16 protein-coding genes and 1 pseudogene are annotated in these 21,887 nt (G+C 69.8%); 3 read left to right on the top strand and 14 right to left on the bottom strand.

What is annotated here, in order from left to right; translation table 11 throughout:
- Positions 1-210: 210 nt before the first annotated feature.
- Entirely contained in the window at positions 211-873 is a 663-nt protein-coding gene (locus tag ACW4TU_RS06425) for a TetR/AcrR family transcriptional regulator (RefSeq protein ID WP_457425492.1), read from the bottom strand.
- Between the two features lie 159 nt (positions 874-1,032).
- On the opposite strand from ACW4TU_RS06425, the gene ACW4TU_RS06420 reads away from it, so the two are divergent.
- Together ACW4TU_RS06420 and ACW4TU_RS06415 are read left to right on the top strand one after the other, a co-directional pair.
- On the top strand, positions 1,033-1,929 hold the full coding sequence (locus ACW4TU_RS06420; protein WP_457425490.1) for a shikimate dehydrogenase: 897 nt from the start codon (positions 1,033-1,035) through the stop codon (positions 1,927-1,929).
- A gap of 55 nt (positions 1,930-1,984) precedes the next feature.
- Entirely contained in the window at positions 1,985-3,787 is a 1,803-nt protein-coding gene (locus ACW4TU_RS06415) for a sugar phosphate isomerase/epimerase and 4-hydroxyphenylpyruvate domain-containing protein (protein ID WP_457425488.1), read from the top strand.
- 22 nt (positions 3,788-3,809) lie between these two features.
- On the opposite strand, the gene ACW4TU_RS06410 is transcribed toward ACW4TU_RS06415, so the two are convergent.
- The 8 genes from ACW4TU_RS06410 to tkt form a co-directional block, all read right to left on the bottom strand.
- Positions 3,810-5,270, bottom strand: coding sequence for a membrane-associated oxidoreductase (locus tag ACW4TU_RS06410; protein ID WP_457425486.1), 1,461 nt, complete (start codon positions 5,268-5,270; stop codon positions 3,810-3,812).
- Between the two features lie 101 nt (positions 5,271-5,371).
- A complete protein-coding gene (locus tag ACW4TU_RS06405) occupies positions 5,372-5,971 on the bottom strand; it encodes a histidine phosphatase family protein (protein ID WP_457425484.1) in 600 nt (199 codons plus the stop codon).
- Positions 5,972-5,977: 6 nt separating this feature from the next.
- The gene (gene gnd / locus ACW4TU_RS06400; RefSeq protein ID WP_457425482.1) at positions 5,978-6,856 is read right to left on the bottom strand and encodes a phosphogluconate dehydrogenase (NAD(+)-dependent, decarboxylating); all 879 of its coding nucleotides are present in this window, start codon (positions 6,854-6,856) and stop codon (positions 5,978-5,980) included.
- Position 6,857: 1 nt separating this feature from the next.
- On the bottom strand, positions 6,858-8,519 hold the full coding sequence (gene pgi, locus ACW4TU_RS06395) for a glucose-6-phosphate isomerase (RefSeq protein WP_457425480.1): 1,662 nt from the start codon (positions 8,517-8,519) through the stop codon (positions 6,858-6,860).
- Complete coding sequence (opcA, locus tag ACW4TU_RS06390; RefSeq protein WP_457425478.1) at positions 8,512-9,447, bottom strand: glucose-6-phosphate dehydrogenase assembly protein OpcA; 936 nt, start codon at positions 9,445-9,447, stop codon at positions 8,512-8,514. The genes pgi and opcA overlap by 8 nt, the downstream gene beginning before the upstream one ends.
- A complete protein-coding gene (gene zwf, locus ACW4TU_RS06385; RefSeq protein ID WP_457425476.1) occupies positions 9,444-11,006 on the bottom strand; it encodes a glucose-6-phosphate dehydrogenase in 1,563 nt (520 codons plus the stop codon). Before zwf ends, opcA begins: the two co-directional genes overlap by 4 nt.
- Positions 11,003-12,160 carry a transaldolase gene (tal, locus tag ACW4TU_RS06380; protein ID WP_457425474.1) on the bottom strand — a complete coding sequence of 386 codons (1,158 nt, stop codon included), beginning with the start codon at positions 12,158-12,160 and terminating at the stop codon, positions 11,003-11,005. The genes zwf and tal overlap by 4 nt, the downstream gene beginning before the upstream one ends.
- Positions 12,161-12,179: 19 nt before the next feature.
- Complete coding sequence (gene tkt / locus ACW4TU_RS06375; protein ID WP_457425472.1) at positions 12,180-14,255, bottom strand: transketolase; 2,076 nt, start codon at positions 14,253-14,255, stop codon at positions 12,180-12,182.
- A gap of 146 nt (positions 14,256-14,401) precedes the next feature.
- Here tkt and ACW4TU_RS06370 point away from each other — a divergent pair, with 146 nt between their 5' ends.
- Positions 14,402-15,310 (top strand): helix-turn-helix domain-containing protein, encoded by a 909-nt coding sequence (locus tag ACW4TU_RS06370; protein ID WP_457425470.1) that lies wholly within the window; start codon positions 14,402-14,404, stop codon positions 15,308-15,310.
- Between the two features lie 70 nt (positions 15,311-15,380).
- Here the strand turns inward: ACW4TU_RS06370 and ACW4TU_RS06365 are convergent, their stop codons facing one another.
- The 5 genes and pseudogenes from ACW4TU_RS06365 to ACW4TU_RS06345 form a co-directional block, all read right to left on the bottom strand.
- Positions 15,381-16,790, bottom strand: coding sequence for a glycoside hydrolase family 16 protein (locus ACW4TU_RS06365; RefSeq protein ID WP_457425468.1), 1,410 nt, complete (start codon positions 16,788-16,790; stop codon positions 15,381-15,383).
- 495 nt (positions 16,791-17,285) lie between these two features.
- Positions 17,286-18,458: an RNA-guided endonuclease InsQ/TnpB family protein gene (locus ACW4TU_RS06360; protein WP_457425466.1), complete on the bottom strand. Its 1,173-nt coding sequence runs from the start codon at positions 18,456-18,458 to the stop codon at positions 17,286-17,288.
- Between the two features lie 186 nt (positions 18,459-18,644).
- Positions 18,645-19,586, bottom strand: a pseudogene (locus ACW4TU_RS06355) (MMPL family transporter); the annotation flags it as partial.
- Between the two features lie 47 nt (positions 19,587-19,633).
- Positions 19,634-20,386, bottom strand: coding sequence for an IclR family transcriptional regulator (locus tag ACW4TU_RS06350; RefSeq protein ID WP_457425464.1), 753 nt, complete (start codon positions 20,384-20,386; stop codon positions 19,634-19,636).
- A 115-nt stretch (positions 20,387-20,501) separates the two neighbouring features.
- Positions 20,502-21,869, bottom strand: coding sequence for an MFS transporter (locus ACW4TU_RS06345; protein ID WP_457425462.1), 1,368 nt, complete (start codon positions 21,867-21,869; stop codon positions 20,502-20,504).
- Positions 21,870-21,887: the final 18 nt, after the last annotated feature.

The following is a 21,887-nucleotide window of genomic DNA, read 5'->3' as shown; positions in this document are numbered from 1 at the left end:
GGGAACTCCAACGTACGTGGAGTGAGCGGAGGGGAGGGAGAGGTGCCGGATCCCTGGGGTGACGGGACGGCCGTGCCGGGAGCTACCCGGTTAATTAACCCACTGGATAGTTAGTAGCGGTTGGCTACGGATGTTGCGCCCACGTTTCCCGGGTGTCAAGAGGTCGCGGCGGAGGATCTTGCCCTTCACGGGCGTGCGCAGCCGCCCCGTTCAGGCCGTACGGTCCGCCGTCAGATAGGCGATGACCATGTCGCCGAGCATCGCCCGGTAGTGCTCCCGCTGGTCCGGGGCCGTCAGGTCGCGGCCGAACAGTGCGCCGAAGGTGTGCCGGTTGGCCACCCGGAAGAAGCAGAAGGAGCTGATCATGGCGTGCAGATCCACCGCGTCCACGTCGGCCGTGAACAGGCCCGACCTGCGGCCCGACTCCAGGATCCGGTGGATCACCTCCAGTGCGGGCGAGCCGATCCTCCCGAGCTGCTCTGAGGCGGCGATGTGCTCGGCTTCGTGGATGTTCTCGATGCTCACCAGGCGGATGAAGTCGGGGTGCGCCTCATGGTGGTCGAAGGTCAGCTCCGCGAGGCGCCGGATGGCCGCGACCGGGTCCAGATGCTCGACGTCGAGGTCCTGTTCGGCCTGCCGGATCACGGAGTACGCGCGCTCCAGCACGGCCGTGAACAGCTGCTCCTTGCCGCCGAAGTAGTAGTAGATCATCCGCTTGGTGGTGCGGGTGAGGGCGGTGATCTCGTCCACCCGGGCCCCCGCCAGGCCGGCCCGGGCGAACTCCTTGGTGGCCACGTCGAGGATCTCGGCCCTGGTCCGGGCGGCGTCGCGGATGCGCCCGCCTGTGCGTGCCGGTTCTTCGACGCTGGTCATCGGGTTCCTTCGGGCGAGGGGCCAGTCCCGTGATTCTAGAAGCAGCCCTGCGGACACCCCTGCGAGCACTCCTGAGGGCTTCCCCGGTGCCCGGTGGAGCTGATATAGCTAACGTACTAGTTCGTACATTAGTGACCGCAGTCGTACAGGAGGTCCGTCGTGGCCAAGGACTCGTTTCTCGTCGGGCTCATCGGCTCCGGCATCGGCCCGTCGCTGAGCCCCGCGCTGCACGAGCGGGAGGCCGACCGGCAGGGGCTGCGCTATCTGTACCGGCTGATCGACATCGACACGCTGGGCGTCGCGGCACCCGCGGTGGGCGATCTCGTACGGGCCGCCCGGGACCTCGGGTTCGACGGGCTGAACATCACGCATCCGTGCAAGCAGCTCGTCATCGAACACCTCGACGGCCTCGATCCGCAGGCCGAGGCGCTCGGCGCCGTCAACACCGTGGTCTTCGAGGAGGGCCGCGCGATCGGCCACAACACGGACGTGACCGGCTTCGCCGCGTCCTTCGCGCGCGGTCTGCCCGACGCCCCGCTGGAACGGGTCGTGCAGCTCGGGGCCGGTGGCGCCGGCGCGGCCGTCGCCCATGCCACGCTCACCCTCGGCGCCGGCCGGGTCACCGTCGTCGACGCGCTGCCCGACCGGGCCGCGGACCTCGCCGCGTCCCTCAACCGGCACTTCGGCGCCGGCCGGGCGACCGCCGCGACGCCCGACCGGCTGGCGTCGCTGATCGGCCGGGACGGCGGCATCGACGGTGTCGCCGACGGACTGGTGCACGCGACGCCCACCGGTATGGCCGCCCACCCCGGCCTGCCCTTCCCCGCCGAGCTGCTGCACCCCGGTCTCTGGGTCGCCGAGGTGGTCTACCGCCCACTGGAGACCGAGCTGCTGCGCACCGCCCGTGAGATGGGCTGCGCCACGCTCGACGGCGGCGGCATGGCCGTCTTCCAGGCCGCGGACGCGTTCCGGCTCTTCACCGGCCGGGAACCCGACACCGCGCGCATGCTGGCCGACATCGCGGAACTGGCGGGTGCGCTACCGGCACCGAAGTAGACGCGGCGAAGCAGGAGTGCCGAAGAGGAAGCAAAGAGAAGGCAGAGGTACCGACGTGCGTACGTCCATCGCCACCGTGTCGCTCAGCGGCTCCCTGACCGAGAAGCTCACGGCCGCCTCCCGGGCCGGTTTCGACGGGGTCGAGATCTTCGAGAACGACCTGCTCGCCAGCCCTCTCACCCCCGAGGAGATCCGCGCCCGCTGCGCCGATCTCGGTCTCACCATCGACCTCTACCAGCCGATGCGTGACATCGAGGCCGTGCCCGAGGACGAGTTCGCCCGCAACCTGCGCCGAGCCCGGCACAAGTTCGAGCTGATGCGGCGGCTCGGCACCGACACCGTCCTCGTCTGCTCCAGCGTCTCCCCGCTCGCCCTCGACGACGACGCCCTGGCCGCCGCCCAGTTGGGCCAACTGGCAGACCTGGCCCAGGACTTCGGTGTCCGCGTCGCCTACGAGGCGCTCGCGTGGGGGCGGCACGTCAGCACCTACGACCACGCCTGGAGCATCGTCGAGGCGGCCGGCCATCCCGCGCTCGGCACCTGCCTCGACAGCTTCCACATCCTTTCCCGGGGCTCGGACCCGAAGGGCATCGAGGACATCCCCGGGGAGAAGATCTTCTTCCTCCAGCTGGCCGACGCCCCGCTGCTCGCCATGGACGTGCTCCAGTGGAGCCGCCACTACCGCTGCTTCCCGGGACAGGGCGGCTTCGACATCGCGGGGCTTGTCCAGCACGTCGTTCGGGCCGGATACGACGGTCCGCTCTCCCTCGAGGTCTTCAACGACGTCTTCCGGCAGGCCGAGGCCGGACCGACCGCCGTGGACGCCCGGCGATCCCTCCTCGTCCTCCAGGAGAGCATCGGCCTCGCCCCACTGCCGGAGCCCGTCGTCCCCACCGGCATCGCCTTCGCCGAACTCGTCACCGCGGACGCCGAACCGGTCGCCGCGCTCCTCGGCGCGCTCGGCCTCGCCCGTACGGCACGTCACCGCAGCAAGCCCGTCGACCTCTGGGAGCGCGGCGAGGCCCGCATCCTCGTCAACACCGGACCGGCCGCGCGCCGTGACGGCACCGGACTGGCCGCCGTAGGCCTGGAGTCACCGGATCCGGAAGGTGCCGCCCGCCGGGCCGAGGCTCTCCTGGCGCCGGTCCTGCCCCGCCGCCGAGCCCCGAAGGACGCGCCGCTCGACGCGGTGGCCGCCCCTGACGGCACGGAACTCTTCTTCTGCGCCAGGGACAGCGCCGAACTCCCCGACTGGCGAGCCGACTTCGAACCCATCGAGTGCATCGGGACCGCCGGGGACACGGAGGGCGGCGTCGACCGCATCGACCATCTCGCCCTCACCCAGCCCTGGCACCACTTCGACGAAGCCGCCCTCTTCCACCGCAGCGTCCTCGGGTTGAGCGGCCAGGAGAGCGTCGACGTCGCCGACCCGTATGGGCTCTTCCGCAGTCGGGCCGTCACCAACTCCGGTGGCAGCGTACGCATCGCGCTCGCCGTCGGTCCCGCGCCCACCGAGGACGCGACCCGCGCCCAGCACATCGCGCTCGCCACCGACGACGTGGTCGCCGCCGCCCGGCGTTTCCGAGCGGCCGGCGGCAGCCTGCTGCCGATGCCCGCGAACTACTACGACGACCTCGCGGCCCGGTACGAGTTCACCGAGGGCGAGTTGGCCACGTACCGCGAACTCGGCATCCTCTACGACCGCGACGCGCAAGGCGAGTTCAGGCACTGCTACACGCGCACCGTGGGCCGCGTCTTCTTCGAACTCGTCCAGCGAGACGGCGGCTACCAGGGCTACGGCGCTCAGAACGCACCGGTACGGCTCGCCGCCCAGCACGCGCAACAGCCCCTCCGGTGAAAGCAGTTGCCGCCGACCGGGCTCACTGCCGGGTGACGCTCCTGCTCACCCCTGCGATGACGGTCGTAGCCAGGATCCAGCCGGTCAGGATGAGGACGTACGACAGGAACTGGTACCCGCCCGTGGGTGCGAAGGCCTCCTCCTGGCCGAAGGAGATCACCGGGAGGAGCAGGTCCAGGGTGTAGAAGACCGGGTTGAACTCCGGTGCCTCGTCGGGCTTGAGCGGGAGCGGGTGGTGCAGGGCGTACGCGATCGAGCCGGCCGCCAGCAGTGACAGCAGCCAGACGGCGGCGCGCAGCGGACGGAAGCCGTAGCCGACGGCTGTGTCCTGGAGGTGGCCCCACACCCTTCCCAGCCAGGGCAGGGTGGCCCGGTGCCGGCGCTGCTTGGCGAGCTGGACCCGGCGGGCCGCGCCCTCGTCGCCGACGTGGCGGTAGGCGGCGGCCAACTGCTCGTAGGCGTAAGGGACATAGCCGTCGCCGTCGCGTTCCAGCAGAGGCAGACGGCGGTGGGCCGGCTCGTGCGGATTGAGCGCCGTGTAGGTGAGGTTGTTGAAGAGCACCTCGCCCGGTGCGACCTCCGACTCGAAGCCCAGGACGTCGATCCGGGAGCGGCGCAGATGCAGCCGGCCCTCGATCGGCTCGCACCGGTACAGCCACAACTCCCCGATGGTGCAGCTGCTGGCCCGCAGGGCCGTACCGCCGGGGTTGGACAGCCGCGCCCGCGTGAAGTCGAGGGAGCCCGTGATGCGGGAGCCGCGCAGGTCGATGCCTCCCTGGGCGCGCAGGTTCCGCGCCCTTACGTCGGCCCGCACTTCGAGGGACCGCGCGCACAGGGCATGGCCGCCGGGGTTGCTCAGCTCGGCGTCGTCCAGGCCGATCGACCCGCCCACCGTGGCCCCGTCGAGGAGCACCTGGCCCCGTACCCGCAGCCCCGGCGCCGCGAAACCGTCGCCGAGCACCGCCTGATGGAGCTGGAGCACCGGCACGGACGGGTCGGACGTGGTGAGTTCGGCGTCGTCCAGGAAGAGCGCGCCCGCGATCTCCGCGCCGGCCAGCCGCACCGCCCCCCGCACCCGGCAGCGGGTCATGCGCAGCGGACCGTCGATCCGCGTACTCGAGAGGTTGATCGCGGGGAGCACCGAGCCGCGCAGATTCAGCTGGCGCAGCCGGGTGCCGTAGAGGTCGGGCGACTCGTCGAAGTGGCAGTACCGCAGATGGAGCGGGTGGTCCACCACCGCGTACATCAGGTTCAGGTGCCCCGTGATGCGGGCGCCCGAGAGCCTGAGTCTGGGGATCTCGCCGTCCTCCGGGGTGCTGAGCAGCAGGGCCCGCAGCACTGAGGCGCGGATGGTCCGCTCCGGCCCCCAGTCGGCGCCGTCGGCCGCGTTCTCGGCCGCCGCCTCGCGGAAGTCCACGGGCTCGCCCTTGGGGTAGGCCCGCCACACCCGTACTTCGGCCGCCGTCAGATCGTTGATCTCCATCGGGGCGACTCTGACGTGCCCCGGACACACATGTCAATCGGGTCCGGGGACAGAGCCCCGGACCCGATCGTCGGTTCAGTCGCCCAACCAGAACAGGCGGATCAACTAGACGCCTGCCAACGGGAGTTCCACTCCGCGATCACCGGACGATCGTGCTCCGTGGAGAGCCTGCTGACCGTACCCGTGGCGAGCTGGAACAGCCGTCCGTCCGCGGGCGGCAGCCCGAGGTAACGGGCCGTCAGCACGCGCAGGAAGTGCCCGTGCGCCACCAGGACCACGTCACCCTCCCCGAGCGCGTCCTCAATGTGGGCCAGGGCGCGGTCCGCGCGCCTGCCCACCTCCTCGGGCGACTCGCCCGGGTGCCCGTCCGGACCGGGCACCACCCCGTCCGTGAACAGGAACCAGTCGGGCCGCGTGCGCTGGATCTCGGCGGTCGTCACACCCTCGTACCCGCCGTACTCCCACTCGCGCAGGTCCGGATCGGCCGACGCACCGGACAGGCCCGCGAGTTCGGCGGTGCGGACCGCGCGGGTGAGGGGGCTGGTCACCACTCGTGCGAAGGTCCGTCCGGCGAGGAGCGGGGCGAGGGACTTGGCCTGCTCCTCACCGTGCGGGGTGAGGGGCAGGTCGGTCCAGCTGGTGTGCTGTCCCGACGCGCTCCACTCCGTCTCGCCGTGGCGGACCAGAAGAAGGTCACCCACGGCTTTCTACTCCTTGGACTCGACGGCGTGACCGCCGAACTGGTTGCGCAGTGCCGCGATCATCTTCATCTGCGGGGAGTCGTCCTGCCGGGACGCGAACCGCGCGAAGAGGGACGCGGTGATCGCGGGCAGCGGCACGGAGTTGTCGACGGCCGCCTCGACCGTCCACCGGCCCTCGCCGGAGTCCTGCGCGAAACCGCGCAGCCGCTCCAGGTGCTCGTCCTCGTCGAGGGCGTTGACCGCCAGGTCGAGGAGCCAGGAGCGGATGACCGTCCCGTCCTGCCAGGACCGGAAGACCTCGCGTACGTCCGTGACGGAGTCGACCTTCTCCAGCAGCTCCCAGCCCTCGGCGTAGGCCTGCATCATGGCGTACTCGATGCCGTTGTGGACCATCTTCGAGAAGTGCCCGGCGCCCACCTTGCCCGCGTGGACATAGCCGTACGGGCCCTCGGGCTTGAGCGCCTCGAAGATCGGGTGGAGCCGCTCGACGTGCTCCTTGTCGCCGCCGACCATCAGGGCGTAGCCGTTCTGGAGCCCCCACACACCGCCGGAGACACCGGCGTCGACGAAGCCGATGCCCGAGGTGGCGAGCTCCTCGGCGTGCTTCTCGTCGTCCGTCCAGCGGGAGTTGCCGCCGTCGACGACCGTGTCGCCCGCGCCCAGGAGGCCGCCGAGTTCGTCGACGACGGACTGGGTGGCGGCGCCGGCCGGGACCATCACCCAGACCACACGCGGCGCTTCGAGCTTCTCGACCAGTTCGGCGAGGCTGCTCACGTCGGAGACCTCGGGGTTGCGGTCGTAGCCGATGACGGTGTGGCCGGCGAGGCGGATGCGCTCGCGCATGTTGCCGCCCATCTTGCCGAGACCGATCAGACCAATCTGCATGTCAGTTCACTTCCTGAGTGTCACGAAGAGTGCGGTAGGCGGCCACGAGGGCGGCGGTGGAGGAGTCGAGGCCCGGCACGTCGGCCCCCTCGGTGAGCGCGGGCTCGATACGCCTGGCGAGGACCTTGCCCAGCTCGACGCCCCACTGGTCGAAGGAGTCGATGTTCCAGACGGCGCCCTGGACGAACACCTTGTGCTCGTACAGCGCGATCAACTGGCCCAGTACGGAAGGAGTCAGCTCGCGCGCGAGGATGGTGGTCGTCGGGTGGTTGCCCCTGAACGTCTTGTGGGCGACCAGCTCCTCCGGCACTCCCTCGGCCCGCACCTCGTCCGGTGTCTTCCCGAACGCCAGCGCCTGGGTCTGCGCGAAGAAGTTGGCCATCAACAGGTCGTGCTGCGCCGCCAGTTCGTCACTCAGTTCCGCGACCGGCTCGGCGAAGCCGATGAAGTCCGCCGGGATCAGCTTCGTCCCCTGGTGGATCAACTGGTAGTAGGCGTGCTGCCCGTTCGTCCCGGGGGTGCCCCACACCACCGGCCCGGTCTGCCACTCGACCGGGTTGCCGTCACGGTCGACCGACTTGCCGTTGGACTCCATGTCCAGCTGCTGCAGGTATGCCGTGAACTTGGAGAGGTAGTGGCTGTAGGGCAGTACGGCGTGCGACTGGGAGTCGAAGAAGTTGCCGTACCAGATGCCCAACAGGCCCAGCAGCAAGGGTGCGTTGGACTCCGCCGGAGCCGTCCGGAAGTGCTCGTCGACGAGTGCGAACCCGTCGAGCATCTCCCGGAACCGGTCCGGGCCGATCGCGATCATCAGCGACAGGCCGATCGCCGAGTCGTACGAGTAGCGTCCGCCGACCCAGTCCCAGAACTCGAACATGTTGTCCGTGTCGATGCCGAAGTCCGACACCTTCCCGGAGTTCGTCGACAGGGCCACGAAGTGCCTGGCGACCGCCTTGTCGTCGCCGCCCAGACCCGCGAGCAGCCAGGAGCGGGCCGACGTGGCGTTCGTGATGGTCTCGATGGTGGTGAACGTCTTCGACGCGACGATGAACAGCGTCTCCGCCGGGTCCAGGTCGCGGACCGCCTCGTGCAGGTCGGCGCCGTCGACGTTCGACACGAACCGGAACGTCAACTCCCGCGCGGTGAAGGCCCGCAGGGCGTCGTAGGCCATCGCCGGACCGAGGTCCGAGCCGCCGATGCCGATGTTGACGACGTTCTTGATGCGCCTGCCCGTGTGACCGGTCCACTCGCCCGAGCGCACCCGGTCGGCGAAGCCGGCCATCCGGTCCAGGACCGCGTGCACGGCCGGGACGACGTTCTCGCCGTCGACCTCGATCACCGCGTCGCGCGGTGCCCGCAGCGCGGTGTGCAGGACAGCGCGGTCCTCGGTGATGTTGATCCGGTCCCCCCGGAACATGGCGTCCCGCAGCCCGAACACATCGGTGGCGGTGGCGAGTTCCTGGAGGAAGGCGAGGGTCTCGTCCGTGATCAGGTGCTTGGAGTAGTCGATGTGCAGGTCGCCCACCCGCACGACGTACCGCTCCGCGCGTCCCGGATCGGCGGCGAACAGTTCCCGCAGTTGCGGATGGAGGAGCGCGTCGGCGCGGTGGTCCTCCAGCGCGGTCCACTCGGGACGCCGGGTGAGCCTGGGGGAGTCAGACATGACGGGGGGTCTCCTTGGTGCTGTCGCCCCGCAGAGCGATGGCGTACATCTCGTCGGCGTCGAGGCGCCGCAGTTCCTCGGCGATGAGTTCGGAGGTGGGCCGCACCTTCAGCGCGAGCGTGCGCGAGGGCTGGCCCGGCAGGGTGAGGGTGGCGAGCGGGCCCTCGGGGCGGTCGATGACGATCTCGCCCCTGTCGGTGCCGAGGCGGACGGCCGTGACGACCGGCCCCGCGGTGACGACGCGGTCCACCTTCACCGACAGGCGGGCGCCGAGCCAGCGGGCCAGCAGTTCGGCGCTCGGGTTCTCGGCCTCGCTCTCGACGGCCGCCGAGATGATCTTCGTACGGGCCTGGTCGAGGGCCGCGGCCAGCATCGAGCGCCACGGGGTGAGCCGCGTCCACGCGAGGTCGGTGTCGCCGGGCGCGTAGGAGCGCACCCGGGCCTCCAGCGCGACGAGCGGCTGCTCGACCGCGTACATGTCGGTGATCCGGCGCTGGGCCAGCGCGCCCAGGGGGTCCTTGGCGGGCACCTCGGGGGCGTTCACCGGCCACCAGACGACGACCGGCGCGTCCGGCAGCAGCAGCGGCAGGACGACGGAGTCGGCGTGGTCGGACACCTCGCCGTACGTCCGCAGGATGACCGTCTCGCCGGTGCCGGCGTCGGCGCCCACCCGCACTTCGGCGTTGAGGTGGGACTTGGTCCGGTCGCGCGGGCTGCGGGCGTGCCGCTTGATGACGACCAGGGTGCGCGCGGGGTGCTCGTGCGAGGCATCCTCGGCCGCCTTGATCGAGTCGTAGGCGTTCTCCTCGTCCGTGACGATCACCATCGTCAGGACCATGCCCACGGCAGGGGTGCCGATGGCGCGCCGCCCCTTCACCAGTGCTTTGTTGATCTTGCTTGCCGTGGTGTCGGTGAGGTCGATTTTCATGGCCTGCGCCAGCTCCGTCCGTCTCGTGCGAGCATCTCGTCGGCTTCCTCCGGGCCCCAACTGCCCGAGGCGTACTGCGCGGGCCTGCCGTGCGTGCCCCAGTACTCCTCGATCGGGTCGAGGATCTTCCAGGACTCTTCCACTTCCTGGTGACGGGGGAACAAATTGGCGTCGCCGAGCAGGACATCCAGGATGAGCCGTTCGTACGCCTCCGGGCTGGACTCCGTGAAGGACTCGCCGTAGGCGAAGTCCATCGTGACGTCCCTGATCTCCATCGAGGTACCCGGGACCTTGGAACCGAAGCGCACGGTCATGCCCTCGTCCGGCTGGACGCGGATGACGATCGCGTTCGCGCCGAGTTCCTCGGTGGCCGTCGAGTCGAACGGGGAGTGCGGGGCGCGCTGGAAGACGACCGCGATCTCCGTCACGCGCCGCCCGAGCCGCTTGCCGGTCCGCAGGTAGAAGGGGACGCCCGCCCAGCGGCGGTTGTCGACCTCCAGCCTGACGGCCGCGTACGTGTCCGTGCTGGACTGCGGGTCGATGCCGTCCTCTTCGAGGTAGCCGGACACCTGTTCGCCGCCCTGCCAGCCCGCCGCGTACTGCCCGCGCACGGTGTGCTCGCCCAGGTTCTCGGGCAGCTTCACCGACTTCAGGACCTTGAGCTTCTCGGTCAGCAGCGACTCGGCGTCGAAGGCGATCGGCTCCTCCATGGCCGTCAGGGCCATCAGCTGGAGAAGGTGGTTCTGGATCACGTCGCGCGCCGACCCGATGCCGTCGTAGTAGCCGGCCCGGCCGCCGATGCCGATGTCCTCGGCCATCGTGATCTGGACGTGGTCGACATACGACCGGTTCCAGACGGGCTCGTACATCTGGTTGGCGAACCGGAGCGCCAGGATGTTCTGGACGGTCTCCTTGCCGAGGTAGTGGTCGATCCGGAAGACCTGCTCCGGGTCGAACACGTCGTGCAGGACCCGGTTCAGCTCACGCGCGCTCTTCAGGTTGTGCCCGAACGGCTTCTCGATCACCCCGCGCCGCCAGGAACCCTCCGGCGCGTTCGCCAGCCCGTGCTTCTTCAGCTGCTGGACGACCTTCGGGAAGAACTTCGGCGGTACGGAGAGGTAGAAGGCGTAGTTGCCGCTCGTACCCCGGGACGCGTCCAGCTCCTCGACGGCCGCGCGCAGCTGCTTGAACGCCGCGTCGTCGTCGAAGTCACCGGGGATGAACCGCATGCCCTCGGCGAGCTGCTGCCAGACCTCCTCGCGGAACTCCGTACGGGCGTGGTCGCGCACCGAGTCGTGGACGATCTGTGCGAAGTCCTCGTCCTCCCAGTCCCGGCGGGCGAAGCCGACAAGCGAGAAGCCGGGCGGGAGCAGGCCCCGGTTGGCCAGGTCGTAGACGGCCGGCATGAGCTTCTTGCGGGACAGGTCACCGGTCACCCCGAAGATGACCAGCCCGGACGGGCCCGCGATCAGGGGGAGACGGCGGTCGCCGGGATCGCGCAGCGGGTTGTCCCAGTCGCCCTCGGCGGTAGCTTCCAGCAGGGTCGGTTCGGCGCTCATTCCCCGTCAACTCCCTTGCTGCCCACACTGTCCAGCGACTTCGTGACGGCGGTCAGCAGGTCGTCCCAGGCGATCGCGAACTTCGCGACGCCCTCGTCCTCCAGCAGCTTCACGACCTCGTCGTACGAGATCCCGAGCCCCTCGACGGCCGCGAGGTCGGCGCGGGCCTGGGCGTAGCCGCCGCTCACCGCGTCGCCGTGGATGTCGCCGTGGTCGGCGGTCGCGTTGAGCGTTGCCTCCGGCATCGTGTTGACGGTGCCGGGCGCGACCAGCTCGTCGACGTACAGCGTGTCCTTGTACGCCGGGTCCTTGACGCCGGTCGAGGCCCACAGCGGGCGCTGCTTGTTGGCGTGGGCGCCGCCGAGGGCGGTCCAGCGCTCACCGTCGAAGACCTCCTCGTACGCCTCGTACGCGAGCCGCGCGTTGGCCAGCGCCGCCCTGCCCTTGAGAGCGAGGGCCTCGTCCGTGCCCAGCAGGGTCAGGCGCTTGTCGATCTCGGAGTCGACACGGGAGACGAAGAAGGAGGCGACGGAGTGGATGGTCGCGAGGTCGATACCCGCGGCCTGCGCCTTCTCCAGGCCGGCCAGATAGGCGGCCATGACCTCGCGGTAGCGCTCCAGGGAGAAGATCAGCGTGACGTTGACGCTGATCCCGAGGCCGATGACCTCGGTGATCGCGGGCAGGCCCGCCCTGGTCGCCGGGATCTTGATCATCACGTTGGGTCGTTCGACCAGCCAGGCCAGCTGCTTGGCCTCGGCGATCGTCGCCGCGGTCTCGTGGGCGAGACGCGGGTCGACCTCGATGGAGACCCGGCCGTCCCGGCCGCCCGTGGCGTCGTACACCGGGCGCAGGATGTCGGCGGCGGCGCGGACATCGGCGGTGGTCATCATGCGTACGGCCTCGTCGACCGTGACGCCGCGCACGGCCAGATCGGCGAGCTGCTCCTCGTACCCCTCGCCGGAGCCGATGGCAGCCTGGAAGATGGAGGGGTTCGTGGTCACGCCGACCACATGCTTGGTGTCGATGAGTTCGGCGAGGTTGCCGGAGGCGATGCGACCCCGGGAGAGGTCGTCCAGCCAGATCGAGACGCCCTCGTCGGAGAGGCGCTTGAGTGTTCCCGCGGTGGGGGTTGCTTCGGTGGTCACTGTGGTCATCTTCCTTCTGGCGTGCGGATCAGTCACGGGCGGCGGAGAGAGATTCGCGCGCGGCCCGGGCGACGTTCTCGGCGGTGAAGCCGTACTCGGCGAAGAGGGTCCCCGCGTCGGCGGAGGCGCCGAAGTGTTCGAGGGAGACGATGCGTCCTGCGTCACCGACGTAGCGGTACCAGGTCAGACCGATGCCCGCCTCGACCGCCACGCGCGCCTTCACGGACGGCGGAAGGACACTCGCGCGGTACTCGGCCGACTGCTCCTCGAACCACTCGACGGACGGCATGGACACCACACGCGTACCCACACCCTCGGCCTCCAGCGCCTCACGTGCCGCGACGGCGAGCTGGACCTCGGAACCGGTGGCGATCAGGACGACGTCCGGGGTGCCGGTGGAGGCGTCCCGCAGGACGTAACCGCCCTTCGCGGCATCCTCGTTGCGGGCGTACGTCGGTACACCCTGCCGGGTGAGCGCCAGACCGTGCGGGGCCGGGTTCGAGGCGTGCCGCTTGAGGATCTCGGCCCAGGCGACGGCCGTCTCGTTGGCGTCGGCCGGGCGGACGATGTTCAGGCCCGGGATGGCGCGCAGGGAGGCCAGGTGTTCGACCGGCTGGTGCGTCGGGCCGTCCTCGCCGAGGCCGATGGAGTCGTGCGTCCAGACATACGTCACGGGCAACTGCATCAGCGCCGCCAGACGTACGGCGTTGCGCATGTAATCGGAGAACACCAGGAAGGTACCGCCGTAGATACGGGTGTTGCCGTGCAGCGCGATGCCGTTCATCTCCGCGCCCATCGAGTGCTCGCGGATGCCGAAGTGGATCGTGCGGCCGTAAGGGTCCGCCTCCGGCAGCGGGTTGTCCGCCGGGAGGAAGGAGGACGTCTTGTCGATGGTCGTGTTGTTCGAGCCGGCCAGGTCGGCCGAGCCGCCCCACAGCTCCGGGATGACCGGGCCGAGGGCCTGGAGGACCTTACCGGAGGCCGCGCGGGTGGCGACGGACGTGCCCTCCTCGAACACCGGCAGGGCGTCCTCCCAGCCCTCGGGCAACTGACCTGCGACGACCCGGTCGAACAGCTTCGCCCGCTCGGGCTGTACGCCGCGCCACTCGGTGAGCCGCTTGTCCCAGGCGGCGTGCGCCTCGGCGCCCCGGTCGAGGGCCTGACGGGAGTGGGCGAGCACCTCGTCGGCGACCTCGAAGGTCCGCTCCGGGTCGAAGCCGAGGACGCGCTTGGTGGCCGCGATCTCGTCGTCACCGAGAGCCGAGCCGTGCGCGGCCTCGGTGTTCTGGGCGTTCGGGGCGGGCCAGGCGATGATCGTGCGCATCGCGATGATCGAGGGGCGCGCGGTCTCGGCCTGCGCCTCCTTGAGCGCCGTGTACAGCGCGTGCACGTCGATGTCGCCGCCGGGTTCGGGCTCGATCCGCCGCACATGCCAGCCGTACGCCTCGTACCGCTTCAGCACGTCCTCGGAGAACGCCGTCGCCGTGTCGCCCTCGATGGAGATGTGGTTGTCGTCGTAGACGAAGACGAGGTTGCCGAGCTTCTGGTGCCCGGCCAGCGAGGAGGCCTCGGCGGAGATGCCCTCCTCCAGGTCGCCGTCGGAGACGATCGCCCAGACGGTGTGATCGAAGGGCGACTCGCCCTCCGGCGCCTCGGGGTCGAACAGGCCGCGCTCGTAGCGGGCGGCCATCGCCATGCCGACCGCGTTGGCGACACCCTGGCCGAGCGGACCGGTCGTCGTCTCGACTCCGGCCGTGTGGCCGTACTCGGGGTGTCCCGGCGTCTTCGAACCGTGGGTGCGGAACGCCTTGAGGTCGTCCAGCTCCAGCTCGTACCCGGACAGGAACAGCTGGGTGTAGAGGGTCAGCGAGGTGTGTCCGGGGGAGAGGACGAAGCGGTCACGGCCGGTCCACTCGGGGTCCGCGGGGTCGTGTCGCATCACCTTCTGAAAGATCGTGTACGCGGCGGGGGCCAGGCTCATCGCGGTGCCGGGGTGGCCGTTGCCGACCTTCTGCACGGCATCGGCCGCGAGTACACGGGCCGTGTCGACGGCACGCCGGTCGAGATCGGTCCACTGGAGGCTGTCGGATGTCTGCGTACTCATCTTCAGGAAGTCCTCGATAGAGGGGGATGAACTGCTCGGACGTGTTCAAACTTAAAAGTCTGACTTTTACGGGGCCAGGTGCCTGTGTGTCACCCTTTGGTGAAAGTGGGACACGGACGGCGGGGACCGGACGGCAAGAGAAGGACATGGCGGACAGAACCATCCAAGACACCATCCAAGGCCTCCCGGACGGAGACGGCATCAGGACGTTTCCCTTTCCGGTCGATCTGAGCGTCCTGGGTGTGGGTATGCAGGTCGGCCCGATGTCACCCGACCGCACCTGGCACGATGACGCCCCGCTGGAACGCGTCCACCGCATCGACTTCCACATCGTGATGCTGTTCGACGACGGCCCGGTCACCCACATGGTCGACTTCGCCGAGTACGAGGCGACAGCGGGCGACCTCCTGTGGATCCGCCCGGGTCAGGTGCACCGCTTCTCCCGCACCACCGAGTACCGCGGCACCGTCCTCACCATGCAACCCGGTTTCCTGCCGCGGACCACGGTCGAGGCGACCGGCCTGTACCGCTACGACCTGCCCCCGCTGCTGCGCCCGGACGCACCCCAGTTCGCCGGCCTGCGAGCGGCCCTGGCCCAGCTGGGCCGCGAGTACGAGGACACGGCCACCCTCCCGATCGGCCTGCACACCTCGGTTCTGCGTCACTCCCTCACCGCGTTCCTGCTGCGGCTGTCCCATCTCGCGACGAGTTCGGTGGAGGCGGCGGGGGGCCGGACCGACACCACGTTCACCCTTTTCCGGGACGCGGTGGAGAAGGGCTTCGCCACCAACCACAGCGTCAGCGCGTACGCCGACGCCCTCGGTTACTCCCGACGCACCCTCGTCCGGGCGGTGCGCGCGGCGACCGGTGAGACACCCAAGGGCTTCATCGACAAGCGCGTGATCCTGGAGGCCAAGCGTCTGCTGGCGCACACGTCCCTGCCGATCGGGCGGGTGGGTGCGGCTGTCGGCTTTCCCGACGCGGCGAACTTCTCCAAGTTCTTCCAACTGCACACGGGGGCCACGCCGGTGACGTTCCGGGCTGAGCTGAGCTGAGCCAGCTGAGACGTCAGGAGGGGCGGGCCGTCCGGGCCCGCCCCTCCGTCAACGCCGTACAACACCCCTGTCAGTGGCCGAAATTGAACCAGTTCACGTTCACGAAGTCCTGCGCCTGGCCGCTGGTGAAGGTCAGGTAGACGTCATGGGTGCCGGTGACGGAGCTGATGTTCGCCGGAACCGTCCGCCAGCTCTGCCAGCCGCCCGTGTTGCCGATCGAGAAGCTGCCGATCGGTGTGCTCGTACGGCTGTCGAGGCGCACCTCGACCAGTCCGCTCACGCCCGAGCCGGCCCCGCTCGCGACCCTGCCGACGAACTGGGTGGCGGCCGTGGAGCCGAAGTTGACGCTCTGGTAGAGCGCCCAGTCACCGTTGGCGAGCGAGCCGATGTCCTGACCGCCACCGGTGTCGGTGGTGGTCTCCGTGCCGGTGCCCGACTGACTGTTGTAGGACTCGGCCTGGATGGCGCTGTACGCGTCCCGGGTCCCGGTCGGCGGGGGCGTGGTCGTGCCGCCGCCGGTGGTCGACTGGAGCACCTGCACGTAGTCGACGACCATCGGGCGCCCGGAGACCGTGCCCGCGTCCGGGCCGCCGCCGAACGCCGCCGGGAAGGCGCCGCCCATCGCCACGTTCAGGATGATGAAGAAGCCGTGGTTCGTGGCGTTCGCCCAGGTGGTCGCGTCGACCTGGTTCGCGGTCACCGTGTGGTAGTTGGTGCCGTCGACGTAGAAGCGGATCGCCTCCGGGCTCACCGAGCGGTCCCACTCCATGCGGTACGTGTGGAAACCGGCCTGACAGGTGGTGCCGGCGCAGCTGGTGGTGCCGCCGATGCCGGTCGTCTCGTTGCAGGCACCGCCCGGGCTGGTACCGCAGTGCATCGTGCCCCAGATGGTGTTGAGACCCTGGGTGTTCTCCATGATGTCCAGCTCGCCGACGCTCGGCCAGTTCTGGTAGTTGCCCCGGTAGGGCGCCCCGAGCATCCAGAAGGCGGGCCAGTAGCCGAGGGCCGACGCGCCGGTGACGTTCGGCACCTGGAGTCGGGCCTGGACGGCCAGCTTGCCGCCGGCCGGGGGCTGGAAGTCGGTGCGGTTGGTCTCGATGCGGCCCGAGGTCCAGTTGCCGGCCGAGTTCCGTATCGGGGTGATCCGGAGGTTGCCGCTGCCGTCGAGCGAGACGTTGCTCGTGCTGTTCGTCATGGTCTCGATCTCGCCGGTGCCCCAGTTGGCGGGGCCACCGGGATACGAGGTCCCGGTCGCGTACTGCCAGTTGGTGGTGGAGACGCCGGTCCCGGCGGTGCCGTTGAAGTCGTCGAGGAAGACCTGCGTCCAGCCGGTCGGCGGCGTCGGCGCGTCCGCCTGGGCCACGGTCACGGCGGCTGCCGCGAGGCTGAGGACGGCGCCGACGGCGACGAGCACGCGACGGAGGGGGCCGCGTCCGGCGGGTGGGCCTGAAGTGAGCGAAGTGCCTGAAGTGTCCCTCATGGGTGCCTCTTCGGGTACGGAGTGGGGGTGCGGGGTGCCTTCGAGTGCGCTTGAGAGCGCTCTCAAAGTGGGCCCAATGTGCTCCCGGTGGCTCCGGCCGTCAAGAGGTGAAACCCGGAATTTCCTTCCGTCGCAGGTGAGTTCACCCGATGAAGACATGAATGTGCTAGGTCCTATCGGTCGGACAGGCCCTGCAGGGCGCTGCCCGCCTTCCGTCCGCCCAGGACAGATTCCATCCGTTGAGCCCGTTCGCCGGATCGACCGTCTCCTCGCCCGAGTTCTCGACGATCACCACGTACAGCGGCCGACACGGCCCCGAGCATGGCGAGGATCCCGCGCTGGGACTGCCTCGGCGACTGCTGCCCGTCCTGCTCGGATGGGTTCGACATGTGTGGGACGCCCACGGCACGCCTTTGTCAGCGACCCGAGAATGAACTCCCAGGCTTGCAGCTCGTGATCATCACTGGCGGTGATGGGCCCGGCCGCGTCCAGAACTCACGCGATGAGCGTGAGTTCAGGGGTCGCTGACTGGACCCCGCAGACCCACGCCATCCACCCACGGTGGGCGATGTTGTGGGACGAGTTATGGTCCGCGTGATCAACGAATCCGCAGGACCGGCAGGCGAACCGGGCTTGTGAGGGGCGGTTGCCGCGTGCGATGTGATGACATTGGGAGCATTCCTGGCTGGTGTACGCCGGATCGACGTAGACCAGCGGCACCCCGGCCTTCCTCGCCTTGTAGGCGATGAAGGCGCCGAGTTGCGCGAAGGTCCAGGAGTGGAGCGTGGTGCGTTGGGGCTTTCTCAGCCGGGCCCGCTCGCGAATGCCCTTGAGGTCTTCCAGGGCTACTCCGCGACCGGTGCGTTGAGCCTCCGCCACGATCCGTTTCGAAATCTTGTGGTTGATGTCCTTGTTCCGGCGGGCCTCTTTACCCGCGTACTTCCTTGCCCGCCGCTTGGCCGACTTGGTCTGCTTCTGCTGCAGCTTGCGTCGCAGTTTGCGGTCGTTCTCCCGTTTCCGGTTGATCCGGCGCCCGCAGTGGCGTTCACCGTCGCTGGTGGCTGCGATGTTCACGATGCCGAGGTCCACGCCGAGGAAGGCGACCGGGTGGGCGTTCAGCGCGGCTTCGGGGATCTCGCAGGTGGCGATCAAGTACCACTTCCCGCCTTGGTGCAGCAGGTCGGACTCGCCCTGGCGGTGCTGGGCCAGGACCTCCAGCTGTTCGGCTTGTCCGGTGAAGGCGAGGTTTTTCATCCGGCCCACCGTGGTCCAGATCGACACGGTGCGGGCCTCGTGCTGCCAGGACAGCATCCGGTCGTCGTAGGGCTGGGCGGCCTCCGGGCGAAAGGCGACCGGTTTATCCGAGGCGCGGGTATGGCGTTTCGATCCCGGTTTGCCGTACCGGCCAGCCCGCAGATTCGCGGTCAGGGTGGTGTAGGCGTCGCAGGTCTTCTTGATCGCGTGCTGGGCGGCCTGCGCCCCCAGCCCCCACCGGGTCTTGATGTCCTGGTAGGCCAGCTTTCGCAGGGCCAGGTTCTTGCGCGCGCCCTCCTCGAAGGCGACGGACGCGGCCCAGGTTGAGGCCTCGTTGCAGGCGGTCAGCGTCGCCTCAAGTGCCGCCGCCTGCCCGGGCGTCGGCAGCAGCCTGACCCGCACCACCAGCTTCATGAGGCCGACCCTAAAGTCCTGGGCATACCATCCGCCCCACCGCGTAGATACCCGACACGATCAAGCGATCGGGCGCACACATGTGCGCCCCATGCCCTTTTTTGGCTCCATCGAACAGTGATACGGGCGATTCCGGTAAGGACGGCTGTGGGGCGGCCCCTCCAGGGACCGCCCCACTCCTCCAGATCAGGCGTTGGTCGGCACCCGGGACTCCGCTGGCGCTTCCTCGTGCAGCCCGAAGCGGTCGTGCACGCGTCGCAGCGGCGGCGCCCACCAGGTCCGGCGTTCCAGGAGCGCCATGGTCGCCGGGACCAGCAGCATCCGTACGATCGTTGCGTCGACCAGCACGGCCAGCGTCAGACGGAGCCCGATCTGCACGATGGGTGCGAAACCGCCCGTCATGAAGGCGCCGAAGACGACGGCGGGCAGCAGGGCGGCGCAGGTGACCACTGGGCCGGAGCGGCGCAGACCGGTCACCACAGCCTCACGGTCGTCGCCGCTCTGCAGCCGGGCCTCGCGCATCCGGGCCAGGATGAACAGCTCGTAGTCCATGGCCAGACCGAACGCGATCGCGATGATCAGCGGCGGCGCGGTCAGATTGGGCGAGCCCAGCTCCTCTGAGCCGAGGAGACCGGCCAGATGCCCGTCCTGGAACACCCAGACCACCACACCTAGCGCGGCACCGAGACTCAGCAGGGTCGTGGCGATGATCCGCAACGGGATCAGCACCGATCCCGTGAAGGTGAACAGCAGGGCGAAGATGCCGATCGGAACGGTGACGGCGGCCCAGGGCGCCCGGTCGCCGAGCATCTCCCGGAAGTCGACCAGCTGGACGGCGGGGCCAGTTATCTGGACGGGTTCGTCACCGCGTACGTCCCTGATCCGCTGGACGAGGTCGGTCGCGGCCTTCCCGTCGACGCTGCCGCTCGGTTGGAGTTCGAGCACGGTCGTCCCACCGGGCAGCGTACGGACCTGGGTGGTCGGCGAGAGGGCGCTGATCCGGTCGCCGGGTCGGTGCCCGGCTTGACGACGACGGTGATGGGCGTGACCCCGGTACCGGGCGGGAAGTGCGCCCGTACGGTGTCCTGCATTCTGCCGTGCCTCGCTGCTGGTCGGCAGCTGGGTCGCGCCCCTTTGGGGCGCAGTCGTACCGCACGAGACTTCGCCATGCCCGCTCAGTGCCTGGCCGGCTGCCAGCCCAGCGCCCGTGAGATGCCTCGTGCCGCCAGCCGCACAGCGGGCACCAGCGCCGGTACCTGGGCGTCGGCCTGGGGCACCACGACCGACACCGCGGCGATCACCGCGCCGCCCGGGCCGTGGACCGGGGCGGCCACCGACAGGGCGTCGTCGGTGACCTGACGGCTGCTCACCGCCACGCCTGTGCGCCGGACTTCGGCCAGGACGCGGCGCAACTTGGCCGGGTCGGTGATCGTGTGCGGGGTGAAGGAGGCCAACGGGCCCTCGCAGTACTGCTGTTGCAGCACCGGGTCGCCGTGGGCGAGGAGGGCCAGGCCGACGCCCGTGGCGTGCAGCGGCCAGCGGGCCCCGACCCGGATGTGCACGCCGACCGCCGAACGGCCCGACAGCCACTCGATGTAGACGACCTCGCCGCCGTCCCGTACCGCCAACTGCACGTTCTCGTGCGTCGCTTCGTACAGGTCCTCCAGATAAGGCAGTGCGATCTGCCGCAGCGCGAGCCCGCGCGGGGCCAGGGCCGCGACCTCCCACAGCCTGAGGCCGACGTGGTAGACGCCGTCGTCGTCCCGCTCCAGGGCGCCCCAGTGGGTGAGGGCGCCCACGAGCCGGTGCGTGGTGGTCAGGGTCAGCCCGGCCCGCCGGCTGATGTCCGTCAGGGACAGCGCCGGGTGCTCGTGGTCGAAGGCGCTGAGCACGGACAGCAGCCGGTCGGGCGCGGAGCGGGTGGTCATGGGCGGGCAGCTCCCCGGGGTGACGTCACGTCCTTGTACGCGTCCCTGTATACCGAGGACCGGTACGGCATCCGTGTGCGGCGGACGCCCGTGTCCGTGACGGGAGTGCGGGAGTTCACGGGTGGATGCCTTCGGGGGCGGGGGTTTCCCGGGGGAGGGCCGGGGCGCCGAGCGTTTCGGTGTGTGTCTCGGGCATCCGCCACACGGTGACCGCGGTGATCAGCGCGCCGCCGCAGAGCAGAAGCGACACGGGCGTACTGCCGCCGCCGTTCGAGGCGAGCAGGCTGGTCGCGATCAGCGGCGAGAACCCGGCGCCGACGAGGGTCGCCGCCTGGTAGCCGAGCGAGGCGCCGGTGTAGCGCACCTTGGTGCCGAACATCTCGGAGAACAGGGCGCCCAGCGGTCCGTACATCGTGGACTGGGCGATGCCGTGACCGAGGACGAGGGCGAGGATCAGCAGACCGGGCGATCCGGTGTCGACCAGCCACAGCACGGGGAAGGCGAGTACGGCCGAGAGGACGGCGCCGGTGAGGACCACCGGGCGGCGGCCGACGCGGTCGGTGAGCGCGGAGGCGGTGGGCAGGACGACGAGCGCCACGCAGGAGGCGACGGTCACGGCGGTGAGGACCTGTGGGCGGCTGTACCCGTTGCCGGTGGCGTAGGAGATCATGAAGCCGGTCAGCAGCGACTGGGCGGTGAAGGCGCCGATGCCGACGCAGCAGGCGAGCAGCACCGGCTTGGGCCGGCGCAGCACCTCGAGGATCGGCGGCCTGGCGGACTTCTCCCGCCTGCCCTCGGCGAACAACGGGCTCTCCGCGATCCGTAGCCGGACGAACAGGCCGACGCCGAGCAGTACGAAGCTCAGCAGGAACGGTATGCGCCAGCCCCAGGAGCGGAACTGGTCGTCGGGGAGCGTGGAGACGAGGGTGACCACTCCGGCGGAGATCACGGAGCCGAGCGGGGCACCGAGCTGGGTGGAGCTGGACCACAGGCCGCGCCGGGCACCCTGGGTGCGCTCGGCGTGCTCGACGACCATCAGGGTCGCGCCGCCCCACTCGCCGCCGATCGCGAGGCCCTGGACGACCCGGAGGGCGACCAGCAGGACCGGGGCCCAGACGCCGATCGTGTCGTACGTTGGCAGCAGCCCGATGAGGAAGCTGCCGCAGCCCATCAGGGTCATCGTCAGCAGCATCATCGACTTGCGGCCGAGCCGGTCGCCGAAGTGGCCGAAGACGATGCCGCCGAGCGGCCGGGCGACATAGCCGGCGGCGAAGGTGCCGAAGGCGGCGATGGTGCCGACCGCGGGGTCGGCCTGGGGGAAGAACAGCTCGCCGAAGACGAGCGCGGCGACCGTGCCGTACACGAGGAAGTCGTAGAATTCGACGGTGGTGCCGAGCAGTCCGGAGAGGGCGACGCGGCGCAACTCCCTTGTGTCCGGGGAGGGTTGGGGGGCGGCGCCGGAGGACGAGCGGGATGGCTGCACGGGGGAGCTCCCTGATGC

This window comes from Streptomyces kryoterrae (assembly GCF_054072135.1).
Note: the sequence above shows the minus strand (reverse complement) of the source record. Positions and strands in the feature narration are given on the sequence as shown.

What these genes read in the sequence shown, in the direction of transcription:
- ACW4TU_RS06425 (WP_457425492.1), bottom strand. Translation starts at nt 873, where the DNA reads ATGACCAGCGTCGAAGAACCGGCACGCACAGGCGGGCGCATCCGCGAC.
- ACW4TU_RS06410 (WP_457425486.1), bottom strand. Translation starts at nt 5,270, where the DNA reads ATGGAGATCAACGATCTGACGGCGGCCGAAGTACGGGTGTGGCGGGCC.
- gnd (WP_457425482.1), bottom strand. Translation starts at nt 6,856, where the DNA reads ATGCAGATTGGTCTGATCGGTCTCGGCAAGATGGGCGGCAACATGCGC.
- pgi (WP_457425480.1), bottom strand. Translation starts at nt 8,519, where the DNA reads ATGTCTGACTCCCCCAGGCTCACCCGGCGTCCCGAGTGGACCGCGCTG.
- opcA (WP_457425478.1), bottom strand. Translation starts at nt 9,447, where the DNA reads ATGAAAATCGACCTCACCGACACCACGGCAAGCAAGATCAACAAAGCA.
- zwf (WP_457425476.1), bottom strand. Translation starts at nt 11,006, where the DNA reads ATGAGCGCCGAACCGACCCTGCTGGAAGCTACCGCCGAGGGCGACTGG.
- tal (WP_457425474.1), bottom strand. Translation starts at nt 12,160, where the DNA reads ATGACCACAGTGACCACCGAAGCAACCCCCACCGCGGGAACACTCAAG.
- tkt (WP_457425472.1), bottom strand. Translation starts at nt 14,255, where the DNA reads ATGAGTACGCAGACATCCGACAGCCTCCAGTGGACCGATCTCGACCGG.
- ACW4TU_RS06370 (WP_457425470.1), top strand. Translation starts at nt 14,402, where the DNA reads ATGGCGGACAGAACCATCCAAGACACCATCCAAGGCCTCCCGGACGGA.
- ACW4TU_RS06365 (WP_457425468.1), bottom strand. Translation starts at nt 16,790, where the DNA reads ATGAGGGACACTTCAGGCACTTCGCTCACTTCAGGCCCACCCGCCGGA.
- ACW4TU_RS06360 (WP_457425466.1), bottom strand. Translation starts at nt 18,458, where the DNA reads ATGAAGCTGGTGGTGCGGGTCAGGCTGCTGCCGACGCCCGGGCAGGCG.
- ACW4TU_RS06350 (WP_457425464.1), bottom strand. Translation starts at nt 20,386, where the DNA reads ATGACCACCCGCTCCGCGCCCGACCGGCTGCTGTCCGTGCTCAGCGCC.